Source organism: Silvania confinis (genome assembly GCF_025564085.1).
Taxonomy (GTDB): domain Bacteria; phylum Pseudomonadota; class Gammaproteobacteria; order Enterobacterales; family Enterobacteriaceae; genus Enterobacter; species Enterobacter confinis.
Genome location: NZ_JAMGZJ010000078.1, coordinates 685,972 through 702,269 on the forward strand (window position 1 = coordinate 685,972; position 16,298 = coordinate 702,269).

Here is a 16,298-nt window from a genome sequence, read left to right on the forward strand (position 1 = left end):
AGATGTTTGATTTAGAGAATGCGGTTGCAGAAGACGTTGTCGAAAACGACCTGGAAGAAGTGGTGATGGGTCTTATTATTAACTCAGGGCAGGCGCGCAGCCTGGCGTATGCCGCCCTGAAAAAGGCCAAGCTGGGCGACTTTGATGCCGCAAAAGCGATGATGGCTGAATCCCGCACCGCGCTGAACGAAGCGCACCTGGTACAAACAAAACTGATCGAAAGCGATCAAGGTGAGGGTAAAATGAAGGTGAGCCTGGTGCTGGTACACGCACAGGACCATCTGATGACCTCGATGCTGGCGCGTGAGCTGGTGGCGGAACTCATCGAACTTCACGAGAAAATTCAATAAGTCAGGTTTAGCAGGAGGTCAGCGCGATGGAAATCAATACCGCCCAGGAACTGCAGTTGTTCAATGGTAAAAATTTTCATGTGTTTATCTACAACAAGGTGGAAAGCATCAGTGGTCTGCATCAGCATGACTATTATGAGTTCACCATTGTGCTGACTGGCCGCTATTTCCAGGAGATCAACGGCAAGCGCGTACTGCTGGAGCGGGGCGATTTTGTCTTTATCCCGCTGGGTTCGCATCATCAGAGCCTGTATGAATTTGGTGCCACCCGCATTCTGAACGTGGGCGTCAGCAAGCGCTTTTTCGAGACCCATTACTCCCCGCTGGTGCCGTTCTGCTTTGTCGCGTCGCAGGTTTATCACATTAAAAGTGAATTCCTGACCTGGATTGAGACCGTTATTGCCTCGCTTAACTTTCGCGACAATGAGTTTGACGAATTCATCGAAACGGTGACCTTCTACGTCATCAACCGCTTACGCCATTATCGCGAAGAGCAGCAGGAGACGGACGATGTCCCTCAGTGGTTGCGCAGCACCGTAGAGGGAATGCACGACAAACTGTGCTTTGGTGATAACGCGCTGGAGAATATGGTTTCGCTGTCCGGTAAGTCGCAGGAGTATCTGACGCGCGCCACCCAGCGTTATTACCAGAAAACACCGGTGCAAATTATTAATGAAATTCGGATTAATTTTGCGAAGAAACAGCTGGAGATCACCAATTATTCGGTGACGGATATTGCTTATGAGTCCGGTTATAGCAGCCCGAGTCTGTTTATTAAAACCTTCAAGAAATTAACCTCATTTACCCCTAACAGCTACCGGAAGAACCTGACGGTTATAAATTAACGCCCGGCGACTTATCGTCGGGAATATCGATTTCAATGCTTACCCTCATCGCGAGGGAAGGGATCGCTATACATAAATAGCGCATCTCCCAGGGAGAATAGTATGCAAAAAAAACTGAAAGTAGTGACCATCGGCGGCGGAAGCAGTTATACCCCAGAATTACTGGAAGGATTCCTCAAGCGTTATCATGAATTACCGGTCAGCGAATTATGGCTGGTGGATGTCAAAGAAGGGCAGGAGAAGCTCGATATTATTTTTGACCTCTGTCAGCGGATGGTGAATAAAGCGGGCGTGCCGTTAACCGTGCATAAAACGCTGGATCGCCGTGAGGCGCTCAAAGATGCCGATTTCGTCACCACTCAGCTGCGCGTCGGCCAGCTTAAAGCCCGCGAGCTGGATGAGCGGATCCCCCTCAGCCACGGCTACCTCGGTCAGGAGACCAACGGCGCAGGCGGTTTGTTTAAAGGGCTGCGTACTATTCCGGTGATTTTCGACATCATTAAAGATGTTGAAGAAATTTGCCCGCAGGCGTGGGTGATCAACTTTACCAACCCGGCCGGGATGGTGACTGAAGCGGTCTATCGCCATACCGGCTTCAAACGCTTTATCGGCGTGTGCAACATTCCGATTGGCATGAAGATGTTTATCCGCGACGTGCTGGCGCTGACCGACAACGACGATCTCTCTATTGACCTGTTTGGCCTTAACCACATGGTCTTTATCAAAGACGTATTGGTCAACGGCCAGTCACGCTTTGCTGAACTGCTGGATGGCGTTGCCAGCGGCAGCCTGAAAGCCAGCACGGTAAAAAACATCTTCGACCTGCCGTTTAGCGAAGGGCTGATCCGCTCGCTCAATCTGCTGCCGTGCTCCTACCTGCTGTATTACTTCAAGCTGAAAGAGATGCTGGCGATTGAGATGGGCGAGTACTATAAAGGCGGTGCCCGTGCGCAGGTGGTGCAGAAGGTCGAGAAGCAGCTGTTCGAGCTGTATAAAAATCCTGACCTCAACGTCAAACCGAAAGAGCTGGAGCAGCGTGGGGGAGCGTACTACTCCGATGCGGCCTGCGAAGTGATCAACGCCATCTACAATGACAAGCAGGCCGAGCATTACGTCAACGTGCCGCACCACGGCCACATCGACAACATCCCGGCAGACTGGGCGGTCGAGATGACCTGCATTCTGGGCCGTGACGGGGCGAAACCGCATCCACGTCTGACCCATTTCGATGACAAAGTAATGGGCCTGATCCACACCATCAAGGGTTTTGAAGTGGCAGCGAGTAATGCAGCACTCAGCGGCGAGCTAAACGACGTCCTGCTGGCGCTGAACCTGAGCCCGCTGGTGCAATCCGATCGCGATGCCGAACTGCTGGCACGGGAGCTGATTCTGGCCCATGAGAAATGGCTGCCGAACTTTGCGGCCGCCGTCGATAAACTGAAAAGCGAGCAGCGCTGAGAGGGATCGCGATGGAATATCTGCTGATCGTTAATGCCGATGACTTTGGCCTGTCGAAGGGGCAAAACTACGGCATCGCGGAGGCCTGTCGGCACGGGGTAGTGACCTCGGCAACGGCACTGGTCAACGGCGACGCCATTGACCATGCCGTCGCGCTCAGCCGGGATCTGCCTGCGCTCGGCGTCGGGATGCACTTTGTCCTGACCCTCGGCATTCCGCTGACCTCGATGCCGTCCCTGACGCGGGACGGCATGCTGGGGAAATGGATCTGGAGCATGGCAGAACAGGGCACGCTGCCGCTGGATGAAATTGCCCGCGAGCTGGACTGCCAGTTTAATCGCTTTGTCGATCTGTTTGGCCGCGAACCGACGCACATTGATAGCCATCACCACGTGCATATGATCCCGGCGATCTTCCCGCTGGTGGCTGAGTTTGCCCGGCGTAAGGGGATCGCGCTGCGGGTAGTGCGTGATGAAGACGTGCTTAACGAGATGACCGATCTGCCGCCTTCTACCGAGGGATTCAGCAGCGGTTTCTACGGCGATGAGATCAGCGAAGCGCTGTTTTTAAGCGTGCTGGACAGTTCGGTACATAATGGAGAACGTTCGCTGGAGGTGATGGCGCATCCGGCCTTTATCGATAACACGATCCGTAAAAGTGCTTACTGCTGGCCGCGGCTGGCGGAGGTCGATGTTCTAACCTCGGCGTCGCTGAAATATGCGATTGCTGAGCGCGGGTATCGTCTGGGAACGTTCAGGGATCTGTAAGAAATGCCGGGTGGCGGCTTCGCCTTACCCGGCCAGCAATATCCAATATAAACCAAGCCGGGTAAGCGCAAGCGCCACCCGGTTTTTTTTATGCCGGGATGGCGGCGATTTTACTGCTGCGCGACCAGACGCGGTGCGCGGCGAGCAGTGACAGCAGATCGTTCATAAACGCCTTGTCGGCGCTATCACCCTCGATAATCCCTTCTTCGCCTTTATCGGCCACGTTCAACCGCGCTTTAAACTGTCGGGCGTCACCGGCCAGCGCAATCGGCTTAAGGTGCTTATAGGCTTCGAGCAGGTAATAGACCGCATCGCCGTTACTGAGCAGACTGTTAATATCTCCGCCCGGCACGATCACCGCGTCCACCGTCAACGACGGCGATCCGGCAAAGGTCGCGGCAACCGGCAGAACCGAACCATCGTCAGCGGTCACATCGCCCATCCGCGAGTAGAGCAGTTTGGCGTGTACGCCTTTGGCTTTCAGCGCCTTCAGCACCGCTAACACGTCTGCAGCCCGGACGCTGTCGTTCAGCAGTACCGCCACCACCCGGCCCTTAATATTGCCGCCGGGAACGGCATACAGGCTGAGCGACGGATCTTTTTTCACCCCGTTGACCGCTTTTGGCGGTGCGATGTTGCACTGCTCGTCGCTGAGGGTAAGCCCTAAGTTATCCGCCACGCCCTGCGCAAGGGTGACGTCAATATGCGCTAGCTGATCGACCACCCGCTCGCGAATATAGGCCCGCACCACTTTGCTCAGCTCAAAACTGAATGCGCCAATAATATGCTCCTGCTCCACGGGCGTCTGGCTCTGCCAGAACAGTCGCGGATGGGCATAATACTCGCCAAAGGAGGGGCTACGTTCACGGATTTTTGTCCCTTCGACACGCTCCTGATACGACTCAAATCCACCGCGTTTCGGGCCAGGAGGTGTTTCTCGCGGCCAGTTATCGTTGATCGAGTTCGGCTCGTAGTTCGCCGGGTTAGTGTCAATCTCCATGCGGTGCATCCCGTCCCGCTGGAAATTATGGTACGGGCAGGTCGGGCGGTTAATCGGGATTTCGTGGAAATTAGGCCCGCCCAGGCGGCTGATTTGCGTGTCGGTATAGGAGAACAGACGCCCCTGTAACAGCGGGTCGTTGGTGAAGTCCATTCCCGGCACGATATGGCCTGGGTGGAACGCCACCTGTTCGTTCTCGGCAAAAAAACTGTCCGGGTTACGGTTGAGCACCATTTTACCCACCAGTTGGACCGGCACCAGTTCCTCGGGGATCAGCTTGGTCGGGTCGAGGATATCAAAATCAAATTTGAATTCGTCCTCTTCCGGGATCAGCTGGAAGCCCAGTTCATATTCCGGGTAATCACCCGCTTCGATGGCTTCCCACAGCTCGCGGCGGTGGAAGTCCGGGTCTCGTCCGGTCAGCTTTTGCGACTCGTCCCACACCATCGAGGCTTTGCCTGCCACTGGCTTCCAGTGGAAACGCACGAACGTCGCTTTCCCGTCGGCGTTAATCAGCCGGAAGGTGTGAATACCAAATCCTTCCATGGTGCGATAGCTGCGCGGAATGCCGCGGTCGGACATTGCCCACATCACGTTATGCAGGGTTTCCGGCTGGAGCGAGACGTAATCCCAAAAGGTGTCGTGGGCGCTCTGGCCTTGCGGGATCGCCCAGTGAGGCTCAGGTTTTACCGCATGAACAAAGTCGGGGAACTTGTGCGCGTCCTGAATAAAGAAGATCGGCGTATTGTTGCCGACGAGGTCAAAAATCCCCTCTTCGGTATAAAACTTGGTGGCAAAACCGCGGATATCCCGCACCGTATCGGCGGAACCCGCTCCGCCCTGAACCGTGGAAAAGCGTACGAAAACGGGGGTGGTCTTCTTCGGGTCGGAGAGAAAATCGGCTTTGGTCAATGCGCTCAGATTCTTATACGGCTGGAAATAGCCGTGGGCGGCGGAACCGCGCGCGTGGACGATACGTTCCGGGATGCGCTCATGGTCAAAATGGGTGATCTTCTCGCGCAGGATAAAGTCTTCCAGCAGGGTCGGGCCACGTGAACCGGCTCGAAGCGAGTTTTGATCGTCCGCGATGCGCACTCCCTGGTTGGTGGTGAGCGGAAAGTTCTCTCCGCCTTTGCGCACGTCCTCCAGCGACGTGAGCTTATCATTGTCGACGTCCGGCGCCTTCAGGCTGCCCGGCGCCGTTGGCTCCTGACCGGGGGGCGTAGGGGTCGGCGTCGCGCGGTGGGAACCATCCTCAGGGGCCAGCGAGTCCAGGCCGGGTTTTGATTCGGTATCATCATGAACCGGTGATTGCTGTGGCTTATGGGTCTTATCTTTTTGCGACATTGCACTCGTCTCCTGTTTTCATTGCTGAAACGCGGTCGTTATTGCGTCAAAACTCAATAACTATAGAACAATGACGGCGGCCGGCCGGGGGATCCCCCGATTTCTTCCTGCCGCTGACTCCGCGCAAGGCACGCAGGGCGCGACGCCGGGGGGCCAATCCGCTATCATAGGAATTTACTGAATTTTGAGTTTGCTTTAGTGAACCCGTCGCTTATGAAACCTCATCGCCAACAAAATCGTGTTGTTATTAGTTATCGACCCCGCGTGGAACCCGCGCCACCTGAACACGCCACCAAGCTGGATGGGTTTCGTGACGTCTGGCTGCTGCGCGGCAAGTATGTTGCGTTTGTGCTGATGGGAGAGCGTTTCCGCCGTTCGCCGACGTTTAACGTGCCGGAGGCGGCCCAGCGCTGGGCGGCACAGGTCCGCCAGGAAGAAGAGGTTGATGAATAACAGCCAATAAAAAACCGCCTTCATTGCTGAAGGCGGTTTTTTTAACGCTACGGGCGATTAACGGTGCGCGAGATCCGCATGTTCTTCGCTGTCCATAATCGTTTTGTCGGTCTGCTTCAGCCACTGGCTGGTCAGCGTACCTGCGGTCATGGAGCCATTCACGTTCAGGGCGGTACGGCCCATGTCAATCAGTGGCTCAACGGAGATCAGCAGGGCCACCAGCGTCACCGGCAGGCCGAGCGCAGGCAGGACGATCAGTGCTGCGAAGGTCGCGCCACCACCGACACCGGCTACCCCGGCAGAGCTCACGGTTACAATCCCGACCAGCGTCGCAATCCACACCGGATCCAGCGGGTTAATACCGACCGTTGGGGCTACCATCACCGCCAGCATTGCCGGGTAGAGACCCGCACAGCCGTTCTGACCGATGGTCGCGCCAAACGAGGCGGAGAAGCTGGCGATAGATTCTGGCACGCCCAGACGACGGGTCTGCGCTTCCACGTTCAATGGAATCGAGGCGGCGCTGGAGCGGCTGGTAAAGGCAAAGGTCAGTACCGGCCAGACTTTACGGAAGAATTTCAGCGGGCTGACACCATTCACGCCGAGCAGAATGCCGTGTACCACAAACATGATGCCCAGACCGAGGTAGGAGGCGACCACGAAGCTGCCCAGCTTGATGATGTCCTGCAGGTTAGAACCGGCAACCACTTTGGTCATCAGCGCCAGCACGCCGTACGGGGTCAGCTGCATCACCAGACGCACCAGTTTCATTACCCAGCTCTGCAGGGTATCGATGGCGGTCAGGACGCGCTCGCCTTTCGGGGCATCGTCTTTCAGTAGCTTCAGCGCGGCCACGCCGAGGAAGGCAGCGAAAATCACCACGCTAATGATTGACGTTGGATTAGCACCGGTCAGATCGGCAAACGGGTTTTTCGGGATAAAGGAGAGCACCATCTGCGGCACGGACAGGTCCGCAACTTTGCCCACATAGTTGGTTTCAATGGCGGTCAGACGCGCCGTCTCAGCGGTACCCTGAACCAGACCTTCTGCGGTCAGGCCAAACAGGTTTGTGACCAGCACACCGACCAGCGCGGAAATCAACGTGGTAAACAGCAGAGTGCCGATGGTCAGGAAGCTGATTTTACCCAACTGGGAAGCGTTATGCAGACGGGCCACTGCACTCAGAATAGAGGCAAACACCAGCGGCATCACAATCATCTGCAGCAGCTGAACATAGCCGTTACCGACAATGTTAAACCACTGAATAGAGTCTTTCAGTACCGGATTGCTGGAGCCGTAAATAGCCTGCAATGCCAGGCCAAAGACCACGCCCATCGCCAGACCGACCAGCACCTTTTTAGCCAGGCTCCACTGCTTGTGACGCGTCTGCGCCAGCAAAAATAGCAAAGCCACGAACACCACAATGTTCGCGATTAATGGAAAATTCATCCCCGTTCTCCTGATTTATTATCAGATCGGTATTGAGTCCGATCGTGTTGGCGCAAGGTTATCAGAAGTGAGAAAACACGCTTATATCCAAATGGAATGGTTTATGCAAAATCAGCCAGCTTCGTCCAATTACTGCTCAATCTGATGATGAATGAAGCGGTTGAACTGAAATTGCAGCGAATTAATCATGTGCGAGGACCAGCGCACTGCACCATTTTCGGGCAGCGTCTGCGGCATCCACACAGCCCAGGCGAACAGCGCCATGCACAGCGCACGCTCGAGCTGGTTGCCTTTTTGCGGCCGCAGGATCGGCAGGCGAAAACGCCAGCGGCAGGGCCACAACAAGGGAACGCCTGCCGGGGTCAGCATGTCGGCAAGAATATGGCTCAGGTAACCTAACACCATCCCCTGGATAGCATCGGCCGGGATCAGCCAGCTGTCCGGCACTTTTAAATAGAAGAGGGTGAGGGCGGCAAACACCGCCAACAGGCTATGGGTAAAACCGCGATGACCGCAGGCGCGCGCAATGGGTTTAGAGATCCACTTCAGCCGCTGCCCGAGCAGCGACTTAGGATGATCAATATCCGGCAGCAGACAGGTAAGGACCGCCGAAGGCACGATATGCCACCAGTCACCTTGCGCCAGCACAGGCGTAAGCTCAGCGTTTTTGGCAAACACTGCGCAGGCAAGAGAAAAGAGCAGATGACCTTCCGCCGTCATGATAAAACCCACTAAACTGTCAATTCATCCAGTATAGGGATTTTATACAGTAGACGGAAGAGGTGACGGTGTAACTCTTTGTCACAAATCGGCGTTAGCGCGCCAGCCAGCCACCGTCCACGGCGAGGGTATAGCCGTTGATGTAGTCGGATGCCGAAGAGGCCAGAAACACCGCCGGGCCTTGCAGATCGTTCGGGGTGCCCCAGCGTCCTGCCGGAATGCGGTCGAGAATGGCTTTGCTGCGCTCTTCGTCATCACGCAACTGCTGGGTATTATTGGTCGCCATGTATCCTGGCGCAATGGCGTTAACGTTAATCCCATGGTGGGCCCACTCGTTCGCCAGCAGGCGGGTGATGCCTAACACGCCACTTTTGGACGCGGTGTAAGAGGGAACGCGGATCCCGCCCTGGAAGGAGAGCATCGAGGCAATATTGATAATCTTGCCGCCTTGCCCCTGCTGGATAAACTGGCGAGCTACCGCCTGTGACAGGAAAAAGACCGATTTCAGGTTCAGGTTCATCACGTCATCCCAGTCTTTTTCGCTGAACGTCAGCACGTCATCCCGACGGATGGTGCCGGCGTTATTGACCAGAATATCGACCCGGCCCATCTCGGCAACGGCCTGCGCGACAATGCTGTCGATTGCCGTTTGCTGACTGAGGTCGGCCCGGATGGCGAAAAACCGACGCCCCAGCGCGTTGACCCCGGCGGCGGTCTCTTCGGGAATTCGACGGTTCACGCTCACAATGTCGCAGCCGGCCTCGGCCAGGCCCAGCGCCATGCCCTGTCCCAGCCCGGTATCACACCCGGTTACGATGGCAACTTTTCCAGAGAGATTAAAGGCGTCCAGTATCATATCGACCTCAGAATGTAGGGTTATTGTCGTTCTGAGGTAAGCATAGAAGCAGCACTTGAGAAATTCAAATAAAAATGAAATGATGTTTCAAAAATATTAAATGGATCATGTTTGCGGGCAATATTGCACTGCCCGCAAACAAAAATTACCCGCGCAGATGGGCGACAGTAAGGCCCTGCAGGGAGTGCAGTTTAACGTCAGCCAGCGCAAAACGGGCGTCATGTTGGTTTTCTTCTGCCGGGACGACAATCGATCGCATGCGGGCGGCTTTGCTGGCGATCATGCCGTTGACCGAATCTTCCAGCGCGACGCAGGCAGTTGGGTCAACGCCGAGTCTGGCGGCGCAATCCATATACACCTGCGGGTGCGGCTTGCTGTACGGCAGTTTTTCGGCCGAGGCCAGCGCATCAAAGCTGTCGCGCAGATCGAACATCGCCAGCACTTTCTCCAGCATATGCAGCGGCGAGGCGGAGGCGAGCCCGACTTTAAGCCCCTGCGCTTTGCACAGCGCTATGGCCTCACGCGCTCCGGCGAGCAGCGGGCGGTTCTCTTCAACCAGCGTAATTGCCCGGTTGATGATGCGATCCGTTACTTCTTCACGGCTCGGGCCGTTCCACGGCTGGTGGGCAAACCACAGCTCGACCACCATATCAATACGCAGTCCCAGCGTATCGGGCAGTTCGCTGCGGCGACTGATATCCACGCCAAGGCTTGCCATGATGTCCAGCTCAGCACGATCCCACAGCGGCTCGGAATCGATCAGTAATCCATCCATATCAAAAATGGCTGCAACAATTTGACGCGGCGTCGACATCGCAACTTCTCCTTTCATTGGTTTTTAGCAGGGGTAAGTTCTGTTTATTTCGGGCAATTTACCATATCACCTGTAAAGAGCGGGCGAAAATGATATCCAGCAGGTAGACTTAGCCACAAAGGAAGCATCCTGATTGATGAGGAACAGATGACATATCAACAAGCTGGACGTGTAGCGTTATTAAAACAGATTGCGGGCTGGATAATTTTTATCCCGGCGGTGATCTCGACCATTATTTCTGTATTGAAATTCATTTTCGAACACAGCGAGAAACAAGCTGGCATTAATGCTGTGATGCTCGATTTTGCCCACGTCATGATCGAGATGGCGCGCTTTAACACGCCGTTTTTGAACTTTTTCTGGTTTAACTCGCCGACGCCCGACTTTCAACACGGGGCCAATATCGGGTTCTGGATTATTTATGCGCTGATCTTTATTGCCCTGGCCCTGCAGGCGTCGGGTGCACGTATGCGCCGTCAGACGCGCTTCCTGCGCGAAGGGATTGAGAATCAACTCATTCTTGAGAAGGCGAAAGGTGAAGAGGGCTTGAGTCGTGAGCAGCTTGAAGCGCGCATCGTGGTGCCGAAGCACACTATTTTCCTGCAAATATCCTCGCTGTATGTTCTGCCCGTGCTGATGATCGTTGCCGGGTATTTCCTGTTTTCTTTGCTTGGGTTGCTGTAAGTCGCTGTTGCCGGGCAATGACTGCCCGGCAACAACGTGTTATGCCGCCAGCACGCGTTCCAGCGCTTTCTGCGCGATCATAAGATGCTCACCACCAAACAGAATGGCACGGTTCATCAGCGTATAGAGCTGATAGACCGGTTGACGTTGTAAAAAATCGACCGGGAGCGGCGATACCGACTGGTAGCCGTCGTAAATCTGCGTTGGCTGCTCAGGATGCAGCGGCAGCATGGCGAGATCGCACTCGCGATCGCCCCAGTAGCATGCCGGATCGAAAATGTAAGGGCCATCCGGCCCCAGCGCGCAGTTATCGGACCATAAATCGCCGTGCAGCAGCGAGGGCTGCGGCTGATGCGAGGCCAGCCGTTGCTGAATGTGCTCGACAATGGCGTCGATATTGCCAAACTCCAGCCCTTTTTCTGCCGCCAGCTCCAGCTGCCATCCAATACGCTGTTCCGCAAAGAAAGTCGACCAGCGTCGTTGCCAGGCGTTGGGCTGTGGGGTGGTGGAGAGGTCGTTATCGAAATCCAGTCCGAACTGCGGCTGATCGCTCCACTGATGCAGGCGGGCAAGCTGTTGCCCAAGAATGAAGGCGTTGTGCGCATCGAGGGGACGGGTTGGAAGGAAATCCATCACCAGGAAGCTGTAGTCACGATCGCTGCCGACCGCCCAGACCTGGGGCACTCTGACGGTTTTGCTGCGGGAGAGCAGTTCCAACTGGTCGGCTTCCGCAGTGAAGATGGGTAACAGTTCGCGTTCATCACATTTAACGAAAAGATCACGTCCCGCATAGCGCAGATGCCATGCGGCATGGATCTCGCCACCGGGCAGTTCGTTACGCAGTTCAATTTCACCTTCGCCCAGTTGTTCACGTAAAAGATGACTGATAGCCTGCCACATGCTCTCTCTCCCATGTTGTCTGCCAGATCATAAAGTTAGCGTAAAACGATGGTCAAAAAACACGAACTAACGCACATCTGCGCCGTTTGGATACGTTCCTGGTCTTTATTGCTGTTGTTTTTGCCAGTCTTCCCATGTCGTGATATCGATGTTGGGCTCTTTTCCGGTGGCGCTTTCAACAAGGCCACTGGCCAACGCCTTGACCTCTTCTTCACTTAAGGGGCTGAGTAAACCAAAAGTATGGGGCCCCAGCTCATGCAGATTGCCGTCGTCATCCGTCAGGGTCATTAAAAACCCGCCTCGGGTGAGATGGTTATTGATTTCATTGAGTTCGGTCAGCGAGTCTTCATGAATGTTGACGGTTACTACGTAACGAGTGATGTCTCCACTGCTCATAATTCACCTCGTTGTTATCACGAAAGTTTTTTTAGCATAGTCGATTACGGCTATTTGTCGCCCTGTACGGCTAAGCATAAAGAGCGATCGTCACGTTTTTGCCAGGTACGCGATATTTTTCTGCTTAAGGCCAGACATACCGTAGCGTAACTTTCCTGCAGGGCAAAGCTGAGGCGTTAGGATGAGGTAATTCAACTTAGGGGTAGCCATCAGTCTGGCCCCGAACCAAGGTAAAGCGAATAACAATATGATTTTAGGAATAAATCCACTTCAAGGATGCGGCTTTTATTTATGATAAATCGGCAGGTTTGAGATCGTTCTTATTCCAAAAATGAAACAAGAAATCATTGCTATGTTATTTGAGCCTTTTTATAATTTGTAACCTTTCAGCTGATCTCATGGCATTGATCCTCTGGAAAGTTTCCGGGACCGTAATGGTCTCTTTTTTTGTTGTTGGACTCTTTATAAATGAAGCTTTTAAAGACAGTACCCGCTGCAATGATTCTGGCGGGAGGCGTGTTTGCGTCAATGAACGCATCCGCCGATGATTCCGTTTTTACTGTCATGGATGATCCCTCCACTGCACAGAAACCCTTTGAAGGTAACCTGAACGCAGGCTATCTGGCGCAATCCGGTAACACGAAAAGCTCCTCGTTGACCGCAGACACCACCTTGACCTGGTACGGTACTTCTACCGCATGGTCCCTGTGGGGTAACGCCAGCAACACCTCTTCTAACGACGAGCGCTCTTCCGAGAAATATGCGGTGGGCGGACGTAGCCGTTACAACATGACCGATTTTGACTACCTGTTCGGCCAGGCAAGCTGGTTGACCGATCGCTACAACGGTTACCGTCAGCGTGATGTTGCTACGGCCGGTTACGGTCGCCAGTTCCTGAACGGTCCGGTACACAGCTTCCGTTTTGAATTCGGTCCAGGTGTGCGTTATGACGAGTACACCGATGGTAATAATGAAACGCAGCCGTTAGGCTATGCGTCCGGTACCTATGCATGGCAAGTTTCGGATAACACCAAATTTACCCAGGGTGTTTCAGTCTTTGGTGCTGACGACACGACGGTGAACTCTGAGACCGCCCTGAACGTGGCGATTAACGCCCATTTCGGCCTGAAAGTGGCGTACAACGTCACCTGGAACTCCGAGCCGCCAGCGTCGGCTCCCGAACATACCGATCGTCGAACGACCTTATCTCTCGGCTACAAAATGTAATCGCGTCGGGCCAATCTATATTGGCCCTTTTTATTTCTTGTGCTGATAAATAATAAACAGTGTTTTAAAATAACCGGGTAGCCGATATCTCCATATTCTCTCCATAATCCCTCTTTTTGTTAATTAATCAGTTTATTTGACACGAATTGATAAATATTTTGACTAGGCAAAAGTGTGATCCAGATCTACACTATCATCACAGGCTAAATATCGCCTTAAGTGAGTCTGTATTAATTCAGTAAGAGAATAAACGTTATGAATAAAATCACAACTGCTACTGCAGCAATAGTGCTGTCTGCACTATCATTCGGCGTCTTTGCCGCTGATTCAATCGATAATACGACTGGCCAGGTCGGTATTACCCAGGCCTCTGACGTAGAAGCTGGCTCGAACATCGCACCAGGCTCGCAGTCTACCGGGCAATCGATGGATGATGCATTCGACGTGCATAAACTGGTCGCCGGTGAATGGTCCTGATTGACCCGTTAAAGAACAATGAACCACCTTCGGGCAGAATATTGCCACTAAAAACCGGATTCTGATGTACCGGTTTTTTTATTTTATTTTTTCGCATTAATATATTTAAAACGTAAGTTTATATCTAAATAAATTTACATAAAAATAAACCCACAGCGCTGGAGGGTTTAAGATTCAACTGATTTGCGATGAATCCATTCAAAACCACTGAAATTTATCAGCCAGAATGATGATCAACGCGGTGGCAGAAACAATGTTCAGGACGACAACGGTCCGACTGGATACGTTCATGTTATTACTCCTCATTCTGGGTTTATTTAACAACCTGTTCAAGAATAGCTCAGCGAAAAAGGATTGCGAGTCGCTGTCAACCATTCCTGGTCAAACTCATACAAAAGTGCCAGAGCCTTTCATCTGCTCGTAAAGGGTTTTTTCACCCTTTTGTTAGTGTTACCATTGGCAGGCTGATCGTAAATTGTCATTTATCTGATTTTCGATCCTGTGCCTGATTGCGCGCCAATTTGACGATTGTTGGTTAGATGGTTCTGCAATCTATTGTAAATCAAAGATTATTTTCTTTGTATGTGCTCTTACGTGTGGGGCACCACTGCAAATAAGGATATAAAATGCCTGTTATTACTCTTCCTGATGGCAGCCAACGCCATTTTGACCGCGCTGTTAGCCCAATGGACGTCGCGTTGGATATCGGTCCGGGTCTGGCGAAAGCCACTATCGCTGGCCGTGTCAATGGTGAGCTGGTTGATGCTTCCGATCTGATCGAAAACGACGCTAAGCTGTCTATCATCACCGCGAAGGACGAAGATGGTCTGGAGATCATTCGTCACTCTTGCGCGCACCTGTTAGGTCATGCGATCAAACAGCTGTGGCCTAATACCAAAATGGCCATCGGCCCGGTTATCGACAACGGCTTCTACTATGACGTTGACCTCGATCACACGCTGACCCAGGAAGATATCGAAGCGCTTGAAAAACGGATGCACGAGCTTGCCGAGAGCAATTACGACGTCATCAAGAAGAAAGTGAGCTGGCACGAAGCGCGTGAAACCTTCGTGAAGCGTGGCGAAAGCTACAAAGTCTCTATTCTTGATGAAAATATCGCGCATGATGACAAGCCTGGCTTGTATCATCACGAAGAATACATCGACATGTGCCGTGGACCGCACGTGCCGAACATGCGTTTCTGCCATCACTTTAAGCTGATGAAAATCGCAGGCGCTTACTGGCGCGGCGACAGCAACAACAAGATGCTGCAGCGTATTTACGGTACCGCATGGGCCGATAAAAAAGCTCTCAGCGCTTACCTGCTGCGTCTTGAAGAAGCGGCGAAACGCGACCACCGTAAAATTGGTAAGCAGCTTGACCTGTATCACATGCAGGAAGAGGCGCCGGGTATGGTCTTCTGGCATAACGACGGTTGGACTATCTTCCGCGAGCTGGAAACCTTCGTGCGCTCCAAGCTGAAAGCGTATCAGTATCAGGAAGTCAAAGGCCCATTCATGATGGACCGTGTGCTGTGGGAAAAAACCGGCCACTGGGACAACTACAAAGATGCGATGTTCACCACCTCTTCTGAGAACCGTGAATACTGCATTAAGCCGATGAACTGCCCTGGTCACGTTCAGATCTTTAACCAAGGTCTAAAATCCTATCGCGATCTGCCGCTGCGTATGGCAGAGTTCGGTAGTTGCCATCGTAACGAACCGTCAGGTGCGCTACATGGCCTGATGCGTGTACGTGGCTTTACTCAGGATGACGCCCATATCTTCTGTACAGAAGAGCAGGTGCGTGATGAAGTAAACGCCTGTATTCGTATGGTCTACGATATGTACAGCACGTTTGGCTTCGAGAAAATCGTCGTCAAACTCTCAACTCGTCCGGAAAAACGTATCGGCAGTGACGAGACCTGGGATCGTGCTGAGGCGGATCTGGCAGTCGCGCTGGAAGAGAACAACATCCCGTTTGAGTATCAAGTGGGTGAAGGCGCGTTCTACGGTCCGAAAATTGAATTTACCCTGTATGACTGTCTCGATCGTGCATGGCAGTGCGGTACAGTACAGCTGGACTTCTCCCTGCCTCAGCGTCTGAGCGCCTCTTATGTAGGCGAAGACAACGAGCGTCAGGTACCGGTAATGATTCACCGCGCAATTCTGGGGTCACTGGAGCGCTTCATCGGCATCCTGACCGAAGAATTCGCTGGCTTCTTCCCAACCTGGCTGGCGCCAGTGCAGGTCGTGGTCATGAATATTACTGATTCTCAGGCCGATTACGTTAAAGAATTGACGCAGAAACTACAAAATGCGGGCATTCGCGTAAAAGCGGACTTGAGAAATGAGAAGATTGGCTTTAAAATCCGCGAGCACACTTTACGTCGGGTCCCGTATATGCTGGTCTGTGGTGATAAAGAGGTGGAATCAGGCAAAGTTGCCGTTCGCACCCGCCGCGGTAAAGACCTGGGCAGCCTGGACGTAAACGAAGTGATTGAGAAGCTGCAACAAGAGATTCGCAGCCGCAGTCTTCAACAACTGGAGGAATAA

Annotated in this window: 17 protein-coding genes; 9 read left to right on the top strand and 8 right to left on the bottom strand. The window is 53.3% G+C overall.

What is annotated here, in order from left to right; all coding sequences use genetic code 11:
- Positions 1-2 precede the first annotated feature (2 nt).
- From chbA to chbG, 4 genes are all read left to right on the top strand, one after another.
- Positions 3-350: a PTS N,N'-diacetylchitobiose transporter subunit IIA gene (gene chbA / locus M8013_RS21170; protein WP_271269732.1), complete on the top strand. Its 348-nt coding sequence runs from the start codon at positions 3-5 to the stop codon at positions 348-350.
- A gap of 26 nt (positions 351-376) precedes the next feature.
- Positions 377-1,195 (top strand): transcriptional regulator ChbR, encoded by an 819-nt coding sequence (gene chbR, locus M8013_RS21175; protein WP_271269733.1) that lies wholly within the window; start codon positions 377-379, stop codon positions 1,193-1,195.
- 102 nt (positions 1,196-1,297) lie between these two features.
- A complete protein-coding gene (locus tag M8013_RS21180) occupies positions 1,298-2,653 on the top strand; it encodes a 6-phospho-beta-glucosidase (protein ID WP_271269734.1) in 1,356 nt (451 codons plus the stop codon).
- Positions 2,654-2,664: 11 nt separating this feature from the next.
- A complete protein-coding gene (gene chbG, locus M8013_RS21185) occupies positions 2,665-3,420 on the top strand; it encodes a chitin disaccharide deacetylase (protein WP_271269735.1) in 756 nt (251 codons plus the stop codon).
- 88 nt (positions 3,421-3,508) lie between these two features.
- Here the strand turns inward: chbG and katE are convergent, their stop codons facing one another.
- Positions 3,509-5,767 carry a catalase HPII gene (gene katE / locus M8013_RS21190; protein ID WP_271269736.1) on the bottom strand — a complete coding sequence of 753 codons (2,259 nt, stop codon included), beginning with the start codon at positions 5,765-5,767 and terminating at the stop codon, positions 3,509-3,511.
- Positions 5,768-5,965: 198 nt separating this feature from the next.
- On the opposite strand from katE, the gene cedA reads away from it, so the two are divergent.
- Positions 5,966-6,220, top strand: a complete 255-nt coding sequence (gene cedA / locus M8013_RS21195; RefSeq protein ID WP_271269737.1) for a cell division activator CedA — start codon at positions 5,966-5,968, stop codon at positions 6,218-6,220.
- A 57-nt stretch (positions 6,221-6,277) separates the two neighbouring features.
- Here the strand turns inward: cedA and M8013_RS21200 are convergent, their stop codons facing one another.
- The 4 genes from M8013_RS21200 to hxpB form a co-directional block, all read right to left on the bottom strand.
- Complete coding sequence (locus M8013_RS21200; RefSeq protein WP_271269738.1) at positions 6,278-7,669, bottom strand: L-cystine transporter; 1,392 nt, start codon at positions 7,667-7,669, stop codon at positions 6,278-6,280.
- Between the two features lie 129 nt (positions 7,670-7,798).
- The gene (locus tag M8013_RS21205; protein ID WP_271269739.1) at positions 7,799-8,389 is read right to left on the bottom strand and encodes a metal-dependent hydrolase; all 591 of its coding nucleotides are present in this window, start codon (positions 8,387-8,389) and stop codon (positions 7,799-7,801) included.
- Positions 8,390-8,483: 94 nt separating this feature from the next.
- Positions 8,484-9,245, bottom strand: coding sequence for a 2-dehydro-3-deoxy-D-gluconate 5-dehydrogenase KduD (kduD, locus tag M8013_RS21210; protein WP_271269740.1), 762 nt, complete (start codon positions 9,243-9,245; stop codon positions 8,484-8,486).
- A gap of 145 nt (positions 9,246-9,390) precedes the next feature.
- Entirely contained in the window at positions 9,391-10,059 is a 669-nt protein-coding gene (gene hxpB / locus M8013_RS21215) for a hexitol phosphatase HxpB (protein ID WP_271269741.1), read from the bottom strand.
- A gap of 147 nt (positions 10,060-10,206) precedes the next feature.
- Between hxpB and M8013_RS21220 the strand changes: the two genes are divergently transcribed.
- The gene (locus M8013_RS21220) at positions 10,207-10,743 is read left to right on the top strand and encodes a YniB family protein (protein WP_271269742.1); all 537 of its coding nucleotides are present in this window, start codon (positions 10,207-10,209) and stop codon (positions 10,741-10,743) included.
- 39 nt (positions 10,744-10,782) lie between these two features.
- Here M8013_RS21220 and M8013_RS21225 read toward each other — a convergent pair whose 3' ends face one another.
- Positions 10,783-11,643, bottom strand: coding sequence for a fructosamine kinase family protein (locus M8013_RS21225; RefSeq protein ID WP_271269743.1), 861 nt, complete (start codon positions 11,641-11,643; stop codon positions 10,783-10,785).
- Positions 11,644-11,748: 105 nt separating this feature from the next.
- Entirely contained in the window at positions 11,749-12,039 is a 291-nt protein-coding gene (ghoS, locus tag M8013_RS21230) for a type V toxin-antitoxin system endoribonuclease antitoxin GhoS (protein WP_271269744.1), read from the bottom strand.
- A gap of 468 nt (positions 12,040-12,507) precedes the next feature.
- Between ghoS and M8013_RS21235 the strand changes: the two genes are divergently transcribed.
- Both M8013_RS21235 and M8013_RS21240 read left to right on the top strand, forming a co-directional pair.
- Complete coding sequence (locus M8013_RS21235; RefSeq protein ID WP_271269745.1) at positions 12,508-13,266, top strand: DUF481 domain-containing protein; 759 nt, start codon at positions 12,508-12,510, stop codon at positions 13,264-13,266.
- 255 nt (positions 13,267-13,521) lie between these two features.
- Entirely contained in the window at positions 13,522-13,743 is a 222-nt protein-coding gene (locus tag M8013_RS21240; protein ID WP_271269746.1) for a hypothetical protein, read from the top strand.
- 198 nt (positions 13,744-13,941) lie between these two features.
- Here M8013_RS21240 and yncL read toward each other — a convergent pair whose 3' ends face one another.
- Complete coding sequence (gene yncL, locus M8013_RS21245; RefSeq protein WP_271269747.1) at positions 13,942-14,034, bottom strand: stress response membrane protein YncL; 93 nt, start codon at positions 14,032-14,034, stop codon at positions 13,942-13,944.
- A gap of 335 nt (positions 14,035-14,369) precedes the next feature.
- Between yncL and thrS the strand changes: the two genes are divergently transcribed.
- Positions 14,370-16,298 (top strand): threonine--tRNA ligase, encoded by a 1,929-nt coding sequence (thrS, locus tag M8013_RS21250; protein ID WP_271269748.1) that lies wholly within the window; start codon positions 14,370-14,372, stop codon positions 16,296-16,298.

Coding starts and splice junctions, on each gene's coding strand:
- chbA (WP_271269732.1), top strand. CDS start 3: ATGTTTGATTTAGAGAATGCGGTTGCAGAAGACGTTGTCGAAAACGAC.
- chbR (WP_271269733.1), top strand. CDS start 377: ATGGAAATCAATACCGCCCAGGAACTGCAGTTGTTCAATGGTAAAAAT.
- M8013_RS21180 (WP_271269734.1), top strand. CDS start 1,298: ATGCAAAAAAAACTGAAAGTAGTGACCATCGGCGGCGGAAGCAGTTAT.
- chbG (WP_271269735.1), top strand. CDS start 2,665: ATGGAATATCTGCTGATCGTTAATGCCGATGACTTTGGCCTGTCGAAG.
- katE (WP_271269736.1), bottom strand. CDS start 5,767: ATGTCGCAAAAAGATAAGACCCATAAGCCACAGCAATCACCGGTTCAT.
- M8013_RS21200 (WP_271269738.1), bottom strand. CDS start 7,669: ATGAATTTTCCATTAATCGCGAACATTGTGGTGTTCGTGGCTTTGCTA.
- M8013_RS21205 (WP_271269739.1), bottom strand. CDS start 8,389: ATGACGGCGGAAGGTCATCTGCTCTTTTCTCTTGCCTGCGCAGTGTTT.
- kduD (WP_271269740.1), bottom strand. CDS start 9,245: ATGATACTGGACGCCTTTAATCTCTCTGGAAAAGTTGCCATCGTAACC.
- hxpB (WP_271269741.1), bottom strand. CDS start 10,059: ATGTCGACGCCGCGTCAAATTGTTGCAGCCATTTTTGATATGGATGGA.
- M8013_RS21220 (WP_271269742.1), top strand. CDS start 10,207: ATGACATATCAACAAGCTGGACGTGTAGCGTTATTAAAACAGATTGCG.
- M8013_RS21225 (WP_271269743.1), bottom strand. CDS start 11,643: ATGTGGCAGGCTATCAGTCATCTTTTACGTGAACAACTGGGCGAAGGT.
- ghoS (WP_271269744.1), bottom strand. CDS start 12,039: ATGAGCAGTGGAGACATCACTCGTTACGTAGTAACCGTCAACATTCAT.
- M8013_RS21235 (WP_271269745.1), top strand. CDS start 12,508: ATGAAGCTTTTAAAGACAGTACCCGCTGCAATGATTCTGGCGGGAGGC.
- M8013_RS21240 (WP_271269746.1), top strand. CDS start 13,522: ATGAATAAAATCACAACTGCTACTGCAGCAATAGTGCTGTCTGCACTA.
- yncL (WP_271269747.1), bottom strand. CDS start 14,034: ATGAACGTATCCAGTCGGACCGTTGTCGTCCTGAACATTGTTTCTGCC.
- thrS (WP_271269748.1), top strand. CDS start 14,370: ATGCCTGTTATTACTCTTCCTGATGGCAGCCAACGCCATTTTGACCGC.